The following is a 15,020-nucleotide window of genomic DNA, read 5'->3' as shown; positions in this document are numbered from 1 at the left end:
CACGTTCATTGGAGGACTTCATGGAACTGCCGTTCACGCTGCCGACCTACCACGACCGGCTGGCCCGGGTGCGGAAGCGGATGGCGGGTCAGGCGATGGACGGTCTGCTGCTGACCATGCCGGACGCCGTGAACTGGCTCACCGGCGTCAGCTCGGTGGGCTACCTGTGGCCGCAGGCGCTGGTGATCTCCGCCGACGACCTCCAGTACGTGACGCGGACGACGGAGGAGCCGGGCGTGCTGATGCATTCCTGGTTGCCGGCGCCCCGGCTGTACGACATCGCGGTCGAGGACGCCGTCGAGGTGATCGCGGAGACCGTGCGCACGCTGGGGCTGGACCAGGCGACGGTCGGGGTGGAGCTGGACGCGTTCACTCTGCTGCCCAGCACCTGGGACCGGTTGCGCGCGCTGCTGCCCGAGGTGACGTGGGTGGACGCGTCCCTGCTCGTCCCTGAGGAACGCCTCGTCAAGTCCCCCGCCGAGATCGGGTACCAGCGGCAGGCCGCGGAGATGGCCGACCACGCCATGGACGTGGTGCTCGACGCGATCCGCCCGGGGATCTCCGAGACCGAGCTGGCCGGGATCGCCGCGAAGGCGCTGGGCGAGGCGGGCAGCGAGCACGCGGCGATCCCGCCCATGGTGGTCTCGGGCGAGCGCAGCGCCCTGGTCCACGCGCTCGCGGGGCGGCGGACCCTGTCGCGCGGCGACGTCGTGTGCGTCGAGTTCGCGGGCGTCGTGCACCGGTATCACGCCGTGCTCATGCGCACCGCCGTGGTGGGACGGGCCTCCGGGCGGGTCCGCGAGGTCGCCGAATGCCTGGAACGCGCGACCGAGGCGGCGATCGCCGCGGCCGTGCCCGGGGCCGCCGCGCCGGCGCCCGACGACGCCTGCAACGCGGTGCTCGCCGAGCTCGACCTCGTCCGCAGGCGCTGCCACCGCATCGGCTACAGCCTGGGCGTCGCCTACCCGCCGGGCTGGCTGGAGCCGATGACGCTGGTGGCGGGCGACGAGCACCGGCTGGCCCCCGGGATGTCGTTCACGATCGAGCCGAACCTGGCGCTGCCCGACGAGGGCTTCGGGCTCAAGATGGGCGAGACCGTGCTGTGCACGCCCGACGGCCCCGAGAGCCTGTCGCGCCACGGCCACGGCCTCTACGTCGTCTGAAGGAGCCGCCCGGTGTCCGTGTCCCCGTCCCTTCCCGACTCCCTGGCCGCCGCGTCGCCGGTGCCGTACTGGCTGGACGCCTCGGACGCGCCGGCGCCCGCGCCGCCGCTGCCCGGCGACACCACGTGCGACCTCGCGGTGGTCGGCGCGGGCTTCTGCGGGCTGTGGACGGCGTTGCTGGCCAAGGAACGCGACCCGTCCCTCGACGTGGTGGTGCTGGAGGCCGAGACCGCGGGCTGGGCGGCCTCGGGACGCAACGGCGGCTTCGTGTCGTCCAGCCTCACCCACGGGCTCGCCAACGGCGCCGAACGCTGGCCGGACGAGCTGGCCGACCTGGAGCGCATGGGCCTGGCCAACCTGGACGAGATCGGGGAGACGGTCCGCCGGTACGGCATCGACTGCGATTTCCGGCGCACCGGCAAGCTGTGGGTGGCCACCGAGCCGCACCAGGTCGCCGAGCTGCGGAAGCTGTGCGACCTGGCCCGCCGCTACGGCCGCTCCATCGAGTACCTCGACCGGTGGCAGATCCGGGAGCGGGTCTACTCCCCCACGTACATGGCCGGTGCGTACGACCGCGATGGCTACGCCCTCGTCGACCCGGCGAGGCTGGTCCGGGGGCTGCGGGAGGCGTGCCGCGGGCTGGGCGTGCGGATCCACGAGCGCACCCCGGTGCGCGCGCTGGTCTCCGGGCGGCGCGGGGTGGTGCTGCGGACCCCGTACGGCAAGGTCGGCGCCCGGCGGATCGCGCTGGCCACCAACGCCTTCCGGCCGCTGCTGCGGCGGCTGCGGCTGTCGACGATCCCGGTGTACGACTACGCCCTCGTCACCGAGCCGTTGCCGGGCCGGCTCGGTTTCTGGCGGGCGCCGCAGGGCGTCAGCGACACCGGCAACCGGTTCCACTACTACCGGCGTACGGCCGACGACCGGATCCTGTGGGGCGGGTACGACGCGATCTACCACTACGGCAGCGGCCTGTCGCCCAAGCTGGACTGGCGTCCGGAGACCTTCGCCCGCCTGGCCGAGCACTTCGCCGAGACCTTTCCGGAGCTGGCCGGCGTGCGCTTCACGCACGCGTGGGGCGGCGCGATCGACACCTGCACCCGGTTCACCGCGTTCTACGGCACCGCCTGCGGCGGCCGGGTGAGCTACGCGCTGGGCTTCACCGGGCTGGGCGTCGCCGCCACCCGGTTCGCCGCCCAGGTGATGCTCGACCTGCTCTGGGGCCTGGACACCGAACGGACCCGCTCGGCCATGGTGCGCTCCCGGCCGATCCCGTTCCCGCCCGAACCGGTGCGCTACCTCGGGGTCGAGCTGACCCGCCGCTCGCTGGCCCGCGCCGACGAGCGCGGCGGCCGGCGCGACCTGTGGCTGCGCACCCTGGACCGGCTGGGCATGGGCTTCGACTCCTGACGCCCGCGCTCTCGACAACGACCCGACCACGGAGGGAAGCCGGTGACGACCATCACCAAGACGGCCTTCAGCAATCTCGTCGACGGTGAGCCGCGGGCCGCCGCCGACGGCCGGACGCTCGACGTCATCGACCCGGCGACCGAGCGGGTGTACGCCACCTCGCCGCTGTCCGGGCGGGCCGACGTGGACGCCGCCATGGACGCCGCGTCGCGGGCCTTCGAGACGTGGCGCTGGACGACGCCCGCCGAACGCCAGCGGGCCCTGCTCAGGATCGCCGACGCGATCGACGAGCGGCTCGACGAGCTGACCGACGTCGAGGTGGCCGACACGGGCAAGCCCCGCGCCCTCACCGCCACCGAAGAGGTCCCGCTGTGCGCCGACCAGTTCCGGTTCTTCGCGGGCGCGGCCCGCGTCCTGGAGGGACGGTCGGCCGGGGAGTACCTGGCGGGGCACACCTCGTTCGTGCGGCGCGAGCCGGTCGGCGTGTGCGCGCAGGTCACGCCGTGGAACTACCCGCTGATGATGGCCGTGTGGAAGATCGCCCCCGCGCTTGCCGCCGGGAACACCGTCGTGCTCAAGCCGTCCGACACCACGCCCGCCTCCACCACCCTGCTCGCCGAGATCTGCGCCGAGTTCCTGCCGCCCGGCGTGCTGAACGTGATCTGCGGCGACCGCGACACCGGCCGCGCGCTGGTCGCCCACCCGAGGCCGGACATGGTGTCGGTCACCGGTTCGGTGCGGGCGGGCATGGAGGTCGCGGGCGCCGCCGCGGCCGACCTCAAGCGCACCCATCTGGAGCTCGGCGGCAAGGCCCCGGTCGTGGTGTTCGCCGACGCCGACCTGGCCGCCGCGGCGGAGGGCATCGCGAGCGCCGCGTACTTCAACGCGGGCCAGGACTGCACCGCGGCCAGCCGCGTCCTGGTCGCCGCCGAGGTCCACGACGACCTCGTCGCCGCGCTGACCGAACGGGCCCGCGCGACCCGCACCGCCGGTCCGTCAGACCCCGGTGCCGACTACGGCCCGCTCAACAACGCCGCCCAGCTCGCCCACGTCGCCGGGATGGTCGACCGGCTCCCCGGCCACGCCACCGTCCACCACGGCGGGTCCCGGGTCGGCGACGGCGGCTACTTCTACGCCCCCACCGTGGTGTCCGGTCTGCGCCAGCACGACGAGGCCAGCCAGACCGAGATCTTCGGCCCGGTCATCACGGTCCAGGCGTTCAGCGGCGAGGACGAGGCCGTCCGGTGCGCCAACGACGTCAGGTACGGCCTGGCCTCATCGGTGTGGACCCGGGATCACGCGACCGCGATGCGCATGTCGGCCAAGCTCGACTCCGGCTGCGTGTGGATCAACACGCACATCCCCTTCGTCTCCGAGATGCCGCACGGCGGCTTCAAGCACTCCGGCTACGGCAAGGACCTGTCGATGTACGGCTTCGAGGACTACACGCGCATCAAGCACGTGATGAGCGCCATCGACGCTCGCTGACCCTTCAGTCGGCCTTGCGGCCCACACCCGCGTAGCACCACTGCCGGTCGGCTTCCGGTGGGAGCGACGCACCGGGGTCGGGGCGCCAGAGGGACAGGGTGGTCAGGCCCGGATCCACCAGGTCGAAGCCGTCGAACAGCCGCATGATCTGCTCCCGGCTGCGCAGCGTGATCTGGAACGTGGCGTTGTCGTAGACGGCGCCGGCGGACCGGACCCTGCTGTCGGCGTCGAAGTCCGCGGTCACGTGCGAGACCACCAGGTGGCTGCCGGGCGCCATGGAGTCGCGCAGGCGTGCCACGATCCCGGGCGGGTCGTCGCGGTCGTCGATGAAGTGCAGGACCGCCAGCGTCAGCACGCCGACCGGCCGGTCGAGGTCGATGAGCTCGCGCAACCCGGGGTCGTCCAGGATCTCGCCGGGGCGCCGCGCGTCGCCTTGGATGACCGTCACCCCGGGTGTGCCGGCCAGGAGCGCGCGCCCGTGGGTCAGCACGATCGGTTCCACATCGACGTACACGACGCGCGCGTCCGGCGCCACCTGGTGGGCGATCTCGTGCACGTTGCCCTGGGTGGGCAGCCCCGATCCGATGTCGATGAACTGGCGGATGCCGGACTCCGCCAGGAACCGCACCGCGCGCCGCAGGAACGCGCGGTTCTCGCGCGCCATGAACGGCGTGTCGGGGGCACGGCGGACGACATCGGCGACGGCCTCCCGGTCGGCGGCGAAGTTGTCCTTGCCACCCAGGAGAAAGTCGTACATGCGGGCGACGTTCGGCGTTGTCAGATCGACGGTTTCCATCGTCTTCCGCGGGTCTGCCATGGTGACGGCTTCTGTTTCCGGTATCGCGAACGTTGCCCGTCCATGTAACCATTGCGATCGCGTGCGAACCATCGGATCCACGAACCTGACGCGGGAGCCCTTCATGGCAGGCGACGCACTTCCCCCATCGCAGATCCCCGGTCCGCCCTCGGGTCAAGATGGCGCCGAGGCGATCATGGCGGCCGGAGGATTGCACAACTACCAGCTGAAACTGCACACCGAATACGGGCCGGTGGCACGGCTGCCGTTGCCCGGTGGTCAAGAGGCGGTGTCGATCGCCGATCCGGTTCTGCTGGAGGCGACCGCGCGGATCAACAAACGGCCGGAGAAACTGTTCGAGTTCCTGGCGCCCTTGCAGGAGTCGGGCAACCTGCAGACGATCCCGGCCGAGGAACACGGCCCGTGGCGCCGGGTGATGCTGTCGGTGCTCGCCGGGCGTCCCTCGCACGAGGCCCACTTCGCGGCCTTCACCGAGCTGACGACCGGGCTGGCCGACGAGTGGGAGCGGCGCGCGGCGGAAGGACCGGTCGCGCTGCAGAAGGACCTGAGCGAGCTGTCGCTGCGCATGATCTGTGAGTACGCGCTGGGCAGCGGGCTGGAGTCGGCCGGGGACGCCGGGCGGGTGGTGTCGGCGTTCGAGGACGTCCTGACCGCCTATCTGGCGCAGCGGTACACGCCGGGCGCCGACGACGACCCCGCCGCGTCGTCCCTGGCCTACCTGCGCTCATGCGTCGACCGGGTGCTGGCCGCGTACCGTGAGCGCGATGGCGGGAACTCCGAGCGCAGCGACCTGATCGGCGCGCTGGCCGCGTCCGGCGAGTCCCCGGCGCGAATCAGGGACACCGTCCTGATGACCATGCTGGCCGCCCACCACACCACCGGTGTCGCGATCTCCTGGACGCTGTACCTGCTGGCCCGGTACCCGGAGGTGGCCGGCCGGGTCGCCGACGAGGTCGACCGGGTGCTCGGTGACCGCGCCGCGCCCGACTACGCCGATGTGAAGGAGCTCACCTCTCTGGACGCGGCGCTCCGGGAGACGATGCGGCTGTACCCGCCCGGCCCGTACGGCGCGCGGGAGGCCACCGAGGATCTGCGCTTGGGCGATTACACGGTCCCCGCTGGAACGATCATCTTCTACCCGTTCTGGGCCGTGCACATGAACCCCGAGTACTGGCCCGATCCGGAGGTCTTCGACCCCGATCGGTTCACCGATAAGGCGTCGGCCGACCGTCCCCGGCTCGCGTACATTCCCTTCGGCCTCGGCCCGCGCAGTTGCGAAGGCGCCGCCCTGGCGATGATCGAGGCACAGCTCGTTCTGGCCATCCTGCTGAAGCGCTTCGAATTCCATCTCGCGCCCGGCCAGAACATCACGCCGGTCGAGCGTTTCGTGTTGTGGGCCGCCGAGGACATCACCATGAACCTCACACCACGTGAACCCGCCGGGATGGGCTGATGCCCGAATTGCGCCAGGCCCGACAACGGCGAGGAGGCGTACATTCACTTCGTGGGCGCCACCACGACCACGAGGAGGGGACGCCGTGGAACCGCACGAGGTGACCGAGGTCTTGAACCGGCCGATCAGCCAGGAGCTGCTGCGGGGTCGTGACATCGTCCGCCTGGCCTATGTCGCCAGGGACGGCACACCGCGCAACGTGCCGGTCGGCTTCACCTGGAACGGCACGCACCTCGTCATCTGCACCACGAAGAACGCGCCGAAGCTGCGGTCCCTGCGCGAGAACCCGGCCGTCGCCCTGACGATCGACACCGAGGTGCACCCGCCCAAGATCCTGCTCATCCGCGGCCGGGCCGAGCTGGACGCCGTCGACGGCATCCCGGAGGAGTACCTGGCGACGGCCGGCGCCTACCGGATGACGCCCGAGCAGCGGGTCGAGTGGGAGGCCGAGATCCGCTCGCTCTACAGCGACGGCATGGTCCGGATCGTCGTGACGCCCACCTGGGCGAAGCTGATCGACTTCGAGACGACCTTGCCGAGCGCGGTCGAGGAGCTGGTACGGCGACGAGAGGAACGGCAGCGCGCCTGAGCGCCGCCCGGCGCCCTGCCGCGCGCCCGGCCGGAAGTGTCACTGGACGCTCAGGACGAGCGGTCGGCGGCCCTGGTGTTCCTGCTGAGGGCGGCCTCGGCGTTGCGGCGCAGGTCCGGCGGGATGAGTTCGAGCAACTGGTCGGGGCGTAGCGGCAGGTCGAGCAGGCTGAGCCGGACCCGGCTGCGCTGCGCGTGCTCGCTCGCCGAGAGCCGTACGACCTGCGCGGCGTCCTGGCGCATCACGGCGGTCAGCCACTGGCCCTGAACGAGTTCGCCCGCCGAGGTCCCGTCGATGTCGACCGCGATGGGCATGCCGTCGTTCGCCGTGGTGAAGCGGACCTCGTCACGGACGCCGAGCACGACCGGACGGCTGATGCCGGACATGGGCGCGACCGGGGTGATGACGATCGCGTCGGAGGAGGGGGACAGGACGGGGCCGCCGGCCGCGTAGTTGTAGGCGGTGGAGCCGGTCGGCGTGGAGATGACGACGGCGTCGCCGCGGTAGTAGCCGTACCGCAGGTCGTCCACGGTCAGGTCGACCGAGACGGTGCCCTTGCCGTCGCCCTGCCGCAGCACCACGTCGTTGAACCCGAACCGGCTCGCCGGATCGACGCCCGCGGAGTTCACCTCCAGGCATCCGTGCTGCTCAAGGGTGAACTCACCGCGGGTGAGCCGCTCCAGCGCGGCCGGCAGCCCCTCCGGTGTCACCTCGACGAGGAAGCCCAGGTCGCCGTAGTTGACCCCGAGCACCGGAACGGGCCGTTCGATCATCAGCCGCATCGCGCCGAGCATCGTGCCGTCGCCGCCCAGCGCGATGACGATGTCCACCTCGCCCACGAACGTGGAGTCGGGCACGGGCTGGACCTGGGCCGGCACCCGATGCCGGTCGTGCTCGCGCGCCAGCACCCGGACGGGATGGCCGCGCGCGCCCTCCAGGATCGTGTCGATCGACCGATCCACCGGCTTGGTCGGGTGCAGCACCAGACCGATCGCCGTCATGCGCGACCCGGACCGCATGCCCTCATCCTATGACGCGGGCATGCCTGTGCAGTGGCAGTACACATCACCTGATCAGCTCTGATTGGCTTCTGTCAAGAGGTTCTTGGGCTTCTGTGTACATCTCTGGTTCCGATCGTGAACTAATGCTTGACACTGCTTGTGAGCTGGATTACGTTCCCTCCTGCCGAAGTTACGCAGCCGAAACACTCCGGAGGCCACGATGACCCAGCGCGAGATCGAGTTCCTCAGCGGAGGCGAGACGGTGCGCGGCGACCTGCTGCTGCCCGAGGGCGAGGGACCGTTCCCCGTGGTGGTGATGGCCGGTGGCTGGTGCTACGTCAAGGAGCTTCGCCAGCCGCAGTACGCCGCGGAGTTCGTCCGTCGCGGGTTCGCCGCCCTGATCTTCGACTACCGGCGGATGGGCGCCAGCGACGGCGAGCCGCGCCAGCACATCGATCCGTGGGACCAGATCGAGGACTACAAGAACGCGATCACGTTCGCGGCCGGCCTGCCGGAGATCGACGCGAACCGGATCGGCATCTGGGGCATCTCGTACAGCGGCGGCCACGTGCTGATCGTCGGCGCCACCGACCCGCGCGTGAAGGCCGTGGTCTCCAACGTCCCGGTCATCAACGGCTACGAGACCATGTGGCGGATGCACGGGACCGACAGGTTCCGCAAGCTGAAGGCGTTCGTCGCCGAGGATCGCGCCAAGCGGACCGAGACCGGCGAGTACGGCTACATGGCGATGTCCGGCGTGCCCTCCGGGCCCGACGACCGGTTCTCGGTGTGGCCCGACGACGACGTGCTCACGATCTTCAACGAGCTCAAGGCGACCCAGGCCCCGCGGCACGAGCACCGCAACACGATCGCCTCGCTCGAACGGCTGATGGAGTACAACGCCGCGCCGTACGCGCCGAGGCTGCTCGACATGCCCGTCATGATGATCGTCGCCGACCAGGACGACATCACCATGTGGGACCAGGAGATCGCGGTGTACGACGCCATCCCGAGCTCCCGCAAGGAACTGGTGGTCCTTCCCGCCACCGACCACATGACGCTCTACAGCGACGTCACGGCCCTCGACTACGCCGCCCACGCGGCCGGCTCCTGGTTCGACCGCCACCTCAAGGAACTGCCGACGGTCGCCAACCAGATCGTCAAGTACGCCTGACAGGCCGGTGGGCGAACACGGAGAGAGAGGAGGGAGGCCATGCCCGGTCAGACGCCCGGTCAGACGCCCGGTCCGGCCCGGCGGACCTGGGTGGACCTTCGGTGGCGCGCCGCTCCGGTCGCGCTGCCCTGGGCGGTCGCCCTGCTGATGCTCGCGGCCAGCGCGGCGCTGTTCCCGAGCAGCATCAGCTACGGCGGCCTGGCGACGATGACCCCCCTGCTCGGAGTGCTGATCGTCGCCTCGCTCGGCCAGTCGCTGGTGATCGGCACCGGCGGCATCGACCTCAGCGTGTCGTCGGTCGTCACCGTCGCCGGCATCGTCCTGGTCATGAAGAGCGCGGGCGACGGCGCGTCCATCCCCGTCGCCATCGCGTACGCGGTCGGGGCGGGCCTGCTCTGCGGCGTCGCCAACGGCGTCCTCGTCGAGTACGTCGGCCTGAGCCCGCTGGTCGCCACCCTCGCGACCGGGCAGGTCATGGCCGGCCTCGCCAGCATCTGGTACAGCGACGGCGTGAACCGCCTCGCGGTGCCGGAGGACTGGAGCGAGTTCACGGGCCACCTGCTCAGCGGCGGCATCAGCCTCATCCTCGTCGCGTCCGTCATCCTGGTCGCGCTGACCAGCCTCATTCTCAGCTACACGGCCGTCGGCCGGCGGCTGACCGCCGCCAGCACCGGCCCGCGCGCCGCCCGCTACCAGGGCATCGCCGTACGCCGCTATCGCGCCGCGACCTACGTGCTCGCGTCGCTGCTCTACAGCGTCGGCGGTGTCCTGCTCGTCGGAAGCATCGGCACTTCGACGCCCACGCTCGGCGACGCCTACCAGCTGTCCACCATCGTGGTCGTCGTCATCGGGGGCGCCGCCCTCAGCGGCGGCCGGCTGCACCCGGCGGCGACCCTCGCCGGTGCGGTCTTCCTCATCTTCATCAACCAGGACGTCGCGGCAACCGGTGCCGCACCCGGCACCCAAGGGGTCATCCAGGGTGCCGTTCTCATCCTCGCCATGCTGGCCACCGGGCTCGGCGCCGTCCGGCTGCTACGCCGCAGGCGCACCGGTGGCACCGCCGACGCGGAGGCCGCGCAGGCCGCCTGACCACCGGTCGGCCACCTGGACGGCACTCCGCCGGTCTTCTCCTTCCGATCGCCACCCCCGGCCCGTCCACGACTCAGAGAAGAGGATGCCGTGGTCACCCTTCGATTTTCGCGTACCCACCCACTACGTCTTCCCGCCGTCCTGACCGCGACCGCGCTCGCCGCCACGGCGGCCCTGTCCGGCTGCACGTCCACCAACAGCGGATCCTCCGGCGCGTCCAACGGCGACGCCTCGCTGTACGCGCCGACGCCGCTCAACGTCACCCCCGAGAAGCAGGCCGAGAACCTGAAGAAGGCGTTCCTCACCGACGCCGTCAAGGCCGAGCAGCTCGACCCGACGATCGTTCAGGGACTGAACGAGGCCGGGCGCGACTACACCGAGGCGCAGGTCAAGACGGCCGCGGGCTGCATGTCCCAGCCGACCTGCAAGATCGGTGACGGCAAGCTGACCCTGGCGATCCTCGACGGGGCCGGCTCGGACCTGTGGCGGCGCATCACCCGCGCGCAGATCACCCTGCAGGCCACCTCCTACCCCAACATCGGCACCGTCATCTACCTCCAGGCCGACGGCAACCTGCAGACGATGCAGGCCAACCTGAAGACGCTGATCGCCCGGAAGGTCACCGGGATCGTCACCTACGACGACTTCGGCCCGGCCATGACCGCGGCGTACCAGCAGGCCACCAACGCGGGCATCCCGGTCGTGGCCTACGGGGGCATCCCCGGCAAGGACGCCACCAAGGCGGTCGTCTCGCAGGTCGCCTCCGACTTCTGCGACGACGGCAAGCAGATGGCGCAGACGACGGCGAGGATGCTCAAGAACTCCGGCAACGTCGCGTTCTTCACCGGAACCCCCGGCAACCCGCAGGGCGCCGGATGGCAGGCGTGCGCGGAGAAGTGGTTCCAGCAGAACGCCCCCGGCATCAAGGTCGTCAACCGGTCCAACACGAGCTGGACCGAGAGCGGGGCCGTGTCGGCCACCACCGCGCTGATCTCGACCGGCAAGAAGATCGACGCGGTGCTCTACGACTACGCCAAGCAGACCGTCAACATCGTCCAGACCTACCAGAAGGCCAAGCTGAAGGTCCCGGCGCAGGTCACCTGGACCTCCGACAACTCCCTGCTCCAGATGTGGGAGAAGGACCTGGGCACGCCGCAGGAGTGGCAGCTCGCCTACTCCAGCAGCATCAACTTCGAGGGGGCCATCGCCCTCTCGGCGCTGATGAACCACCTGGCGGGCAAGAAGGTCGCCCCGATGCTGATGTTCCCGCTGCCGTTCGTGACCGCGAAGAAGGGCGACTACCTGCCCGACCAGCCCGCGAACGCCCCCGGCCCGACGCTCATGCCGGACTCCCTGCTCACGACCGTCCTCAACGCCGGCTGAGCCGTCACCCCCGGCACATCGACAGGAGGTGCAAAGGATGAGGCCGACCGGACGCAACACCGGGCCGGGCGCCGTCGCGATCGAGCCGGCGACGTCCGACGGGAGCGGCCTGGTGGCCGAGGGGGTCACCAAGACCTTCGGCTCCACCACCGCCCTCAACGGGATGTCGGCGACGTTCGCCCGCGGCGCCGTGCACGGCCTGATCGGCGAGAACGGTTCCGGCAAGTCGACGTTCGTGAAGATCGTCGCCGGGATCCACCGCGCCGACGCCGGCCTGGTCCGGTTCGACGGCACGCCGCTGACCGAGGCGGCGGACGGCGTGCGGATCGCCTGTGTCTACCAGGACGGCTCGCTCATCGACGAGCTCACCGTCGCGCAGAACCTCGATCTCATCGTCGAGCCCGAGTACCGGCCGGCCGCGAACGGCACCTCCTGGCAACGGGCGGTGCTCGACGCGGCCGGGCTCGGCGGCATCGATCCCGCGAGCCGCATCGGCGATCTGCCGAACAACGAGAAACGCCTGGTGGAGATCGCGGCGGTGCTGGCCCGGCGGACCGATGTGATCCTGTTCGACGAGTCGACGTCCTCGCTGGACGAGACCGGTGTCGCCTGGGTCCTGGACAGCATGCGCGCGGCGGCGGCACGCGGTGCCTGCGTCATCTTCGTGACCCACCGGCTGCACGAGGTCCTCGCCGTCACGTCGGACATCGCGATCCTGCGCGACGGCGTGCTCGTGGCCGAGCTGCCCACCGCGGGGGCGAGCACCGACGAGCTGGTCCGGTACATGGCCGGGCGGGAGGTGGCCGCGTTCACCCGGCGGTCCGCCACCGCCGGTCCCGACGCGCCGGTCGTCCTTGAGGGCAGGGGCCTGCGGGCGGCGTCCTGCGGCCCGATCGACCTCAGCGTGCGGCGCGGGGAGATCGTCGGCATCGGCGGCGCGGCGGGCAACGGCCAGGGGGAGCTGATCCGCGCGCTGGCCGGGGACGGCCTGGACGGGGGCACGGTCGTCGTCGACGGCGTGCCGCTGCGCCGGGCCGAGGCCGCGGTCGACGTCGGGGCGGTCTTCGTCAGCTCGGACCGCCGCGACGAGTCGCTCTCCGGCCTGCTGTCGATCCGGGAGAACTACACGCTGGCGCTCGGCGCGTCGTCCGGGGGCTGGTGGCGATGGCTGCCGCGGCGGCGCGAGGTCGCCCGTGCCACCGAGCTCGCCGACGCCTACGACCTGGCTCGCGGCTCGATCGAGCAGCCGGTGGGGACGCTCTCCGGCGGCAACCAGCAGAAGGTGGCCGTCGGCCGGGCCGTGGCCCGCGAGCCGAAGGCGCTGCTGATCGAGGAGCCCACCGAGGGCGTCGACGTCCGGTCGCGGTTCGAGATCTACCGTTCTCTCGTCGCGGTCGCCGAGCAGGGCACGGCGGTGGTCTTCACCTCCAGCGACGCGGGTGAGCTGCGGCTGCTGGCGGACCGGGTGGTCGTCCTGGCCCGTGGCCGCAGCGTGGCCGAGCTGTCCGGCGAGGAGGTGACGGAGGAGGCGATCGTCCACGCCTTCAGCACGGCGAAGGAACAGCAGGAGGAGCGGCGGCACCGGGAGGAGCGGAGCGCCGGCCGCGCCCGGCGGCCCGGCCGCCGGTCCACGCTGACCCCGGCGACGTTCGTCCTGCTCGGCATGCTGCTCGCCGGGCTGTGGGTGTACGGCGCGTACCGCGACAGCAACTTCGGGACGATCGGCAACCTCAGCACGATCCTCCAGCTCAGCCTGCCGCTGGTGCTCGCCGCGCTGGCGCAGCTCCCGGTGCTGCTGGTCGGTGAGATCGACGCCTCGATCGGCTCGACGATGGGCCTGATCGTCGTGCTGCTCTCGTTCTTCCCCGAGCTGTCGCCGCCGCTGCTGATCGGCCTCGCGGTCGCCGCCGGGGCCCTGCTCGGGGCCGTGAACGCCGTCCTGGTGGTCAGGCTGCGCATCACAGCGGTGATCGCCACGATCGCCACGCTCGGGATCTTCCTGGGCGTCGGGCGGATCCTGCGTCCCGAGCCCGAGGGCCTCATCAACAACGACCTGGCCACGCTGCTGGGGCAGGGGGTCGCGTACATCCCGAGCTTCTTCCTGGTCGCGGTCGTGCTGGCGATCGCGTTCGACCTCTGGGTCAACGGCACGCGGGCCGGGCTGCGGTCGCGGGCGGTCGGCTACTCCGAGGCGCGGGCGTCGCAGCTCGGCGTGCGCACCCCGTTCTTCCGGGCGGCGATGTTCGTCGTCGGCGGGGCGATCGCCGGTCTCGGCTCGGTGGCGCTCGCGGCGCAGACGGGGATCGGCGACCCGAACTCCGGGTCCGGCTACCTGCTGCTGTCCATCGCCGTGCCGGTGATCGGCGGCGCGCTGCTGACCGGCGGCCGCGGCTCGGCCATCGGCTGTGTGCTCGGCGCGGTCTTCGTCGCCGAGGTCCAGAACTTCATTCCCTTCGTCGACCTGCCGACGGGCGGCTATCTGATCGCCGTCGGCGTGCTCACCATCGTCGCGTTGACCGTCAGCGCGGTACGGCCCCCGTCGGCCTTCGGCGGCCTCGGCCTGCTGATCTCGAAGGAGCGTAGGAAGCATGCCTGATCTGACCGGACAAGTGGCGTTCGTCACCGGTGCGGCCCGCGGCCAGGGCCGCTCGCACGCCCTCGCCCTCGCCGCGGCCGGCGCGGACATCATCGCGATCGACCTGTGCCGGGACGTGGACACCGCCCCGTACCCGCTGGCGACGCGAGCCGATCTCGACGCCACCGCGAAGGAGATCGAGGGACTCGGCCGGCGGGTGATCGCGGCCGAGTGCGACGTCCGCGACGGCGGCGGCCTGGACGACGTGGTCCGCCGCGGCGTGGCCGAGTTCGGGCGCATCGACATCCTCGTCGCGAACGCCGGGATCTGGGCGCTCGGCCGGCTCTGGGAGCTCACCGACGAGCAGTGGCAGGAGATGCTCGACATCAACCTGACCGGGGCGTGGCGCTCGGTCAAGGCCGTCGTCCCGACCATGATCGAGCAGAGGCGCGGGTCGATCGTGCTGACCTCGTCGGTCAACGGCTTCGAGGCCGGCGCCGGCATGACCCACTACGTGGCGGCCAAGCACGGCGTGCTCGGGCTGATGCGCAACGCGGCCATCGAGCTGGGGCCGTACAACATCCGGTGCAACGCGGTCTGCCCGGGGATCGTGGACACCAAGATGAACGACTGGCAGGGCGCCTACGACATGATGGCGGGCGGGCCGGGCGGCACGCCGCAGGACCGGCGGGACAACGCGTACGGCTGGTCCGCCATCGCCGGGCGCGGACTGCTGGAGCCGAGCAGCATCAGCGGCTCGGTGGTGTTCCTCGCCTCCGACGACGCCCGCGACATCACCGGCGTCGCCCTGCCCGTCGACGGCGGCCACGCGGTGCTTCCCGGCAGCAACCCGAACCCGGTCCGCGAGGTCTGACCGC

The 15,020-nt window shown here is 71.3% G+C and carries 12 protein-coding genes; 10 read left to right on the top strand and 2 right to left on the bottom strand.

The annotated features are described in order from the left end of the window. The first annotated feature begins 20 nt into the window (after positions 1 to 20). The 3 genes from ACGWYJ_RS10230 to ACGWYJ_RS10220 are packed head-to-tail and all read left to right on the top strand — an operon-like array spanning position 21 to position 4,061. Positions 21 to 1,163 carry a M24 family metallopeptidase gene (locus tag ACGWYJ_RS10230; RefSeq protein WP_395105477.1) on the top strand — a complete coding sequence of 381 codons (1,143 nt, stop codon included), beginning with the start codon at positions 21 to 23 and terminating at the stop codon, positions 1,161 to 1,163. Positions 1,164 to 1,181: 18 nt separating this feature from the next. After that, a complete protein-coding gene (locus ACGWYJ_RS10225; protein WP_395105535.1) occupies positions 1,182 to 2,573 on the top strand; it encodes an NAD(P)/FAD-dependent oxidoreductase in 1,392 nt (463 codons plus the stop codon). A gap of 42 nt (positions 2,574 to 2,615) precedes the next feature. Continuing rightward, entirely contained in the window at positions 2,616 to 4,061 is a 1,446-nt protein-coding gene (locus ACGWYJ_RS10220) for a gamma-aminobutyraldehyde dehydrogenase (protein ID WP_395105475.1), read from the top strand. Between the two features lie 4 nt (positions 4,062 to 4,065). Here the strand turns inward: ACGWYJ_RS10220 and ACGWYJ_RS10215 are convergent, their stop codons facing one another. Beyond that, positions 4,066 to 4,857: an SAM-dependent methyltransferase gene (locus tag ACGWYJ_RS10215; RefSeq protein WP_395105533.1), complete on the bottom strand. Its 792-nt coding sequence runs from the start codon at positions 4,855 to 4,857 to the stop codon at positions 4,066 to 4,068. A 124-nt stretch (positions 4,858 to 4,981) separates the two neighbouring features. On the opposite strand from ACGWYJ_RS10215, the gene ACGWYJ_RS10210 reads away from it, so the two are divergent. Both ACGWYJ_RS10210 and ACGWYJ_RS10205 read left to right on the top strand, forming a co-directional pair. Further along, positions 4,982 to 6,331: a cytochrome P450 gene (locus ACGWYJ_RS10210; RefSeq protein ID WP_395105473.1), complete on the top strand. Its 1,350-nt coding sequence runs from the start codon at positions 4,982 to 4,984 to the stop codon at positions 6,329 to 6,331. A gap of 85 nt (positions 6,332 to 6,416) precedes the next feature. After that, positions 6,417 to 6,920 carry a pyridoxamine 5'-phosphate oxidase family protein gene (locus tag ACGWYJ_RS10205; RefSeq protein ID WP_395105472.1) on the top strand — a complete coding sequence of 168 codons (504 nt, stop codon included), beginning with the start codon at positions 6,417 to 6,419 and terminating at the stop codon, positions 6,918 to 6,920. Between the two features lie 50 nt (positions 6,921 to 6,970). Here ACGWYJ_RS10205 and ACGWYJ_RS10200 read toward each other — a convergent pair whose 3' ends face one another. After that, positions 6,971 to 7,939: an NAD(+)/NADH kinase gene (locus ACGWYJ_RS10200; RefSeq protein ID WP_395105470.1), complete on the bottom strand. Its 969-nt coding sequence runs from the start codon at positions 7,937 to 7,939 to the stop codon at positions 6,971 to 6,973. A 202-nt stretch (positions 7,940 to 8,141) separates the two neighbouring features. On the opposite strand from ACGWYJ_RS10200, the gene ACGWYJ_RS10195 reads away from it, so the two are divergent. The 5 genes from ACGWYJ_RS10195 to ACGWYJ_RS10175 all read left to right on the top strand — a co-directional run bounded on the left by ACGWYJ_RS10195 (position 8,142) and on the right by ACGWYJ_RS10175 (position 15,016). Continuing rightward, positions 8,142 to 9,095: an alpha/beta hydrolase gene (locus tag ACGWYJ_RS10195; protein ID WP_395105468.1), complete on the top strand. Its 954-nt coding sequence runs from the start codon at positions 8,142 to 8,144 to the stop codon at positions 9,093 to 9,095. Between the two features lie 39 nt (positions 9,096 to 9,134). Further along, a complete protein-coding gene (locus ACGWYJ_RS10190; protein ID WP_395105466.1) occupies positions 9,135 to 10,184 on the top strand; it encodes an ABC transporter permease in 1,050 nt (349 codons plus the stop codon). Between the two features lie 90 nt (positions 10,185 to 10,274). Further along, positions 10,275 to 11,567: a substrate-binding domain-containing protein gene (locus ACGWYJ_RS10185; RefSeq protein ID WP_395105464.1), complete on the top strand. Its 1,293-nt coding sequence runs from the start codon at positions 10,275 to 10,277 to the stop codon at positions 11,565 to 11,567. A 37-nt stretch (positions 11,568 to 11,604) separates the two neighbouring features. After that, a complete protein-coding gene (locus ACGWYJ_RS10180) occupies positions 11,605 to 14,163 on the top strand; it encodes an ATP-binding cassette domain-containing protein (protein WP_395105462.1) in 2,559 nt (852 codons plus the stop codon). Then, positions 14,156 to 15,016 carry a mycofactocin-coupled SDR family oxidoreductase gene (locus tag ACGWYJ_RS10175; protein WP_395105460.1) on the top strand — a complete coding sequence of 287 codons (861 nt, stop codon included), beginning with the start codon at positions 14,156 to 14,158 and terminating at the stop codon, positions 15,014 to 15,016. The genes ACGWYJ_RS10180 and ACGWYJ_RS10175 overlap by 8 nt, the downstream gene beginning before the upstream one ends. The last annotated feature ends 4 nt before the right edge of the window (positions 15,017 to 15,020 follow it).

It is taken from the genome of Actinomadura sp. SCN-SB (genome assembly GCF_043906805.1).
In the GTDB taxonomy this organism is placed as follows: Bacteria; Actinomycetota; Actinomycetes; order Streptosporangiales; family Streptosporangiaceae; genus Spirillospora.
Note: the sequence above shows the minus strand (reverse complement) of the source record. Positions and strands in the feature narration are given on the sequence as shown.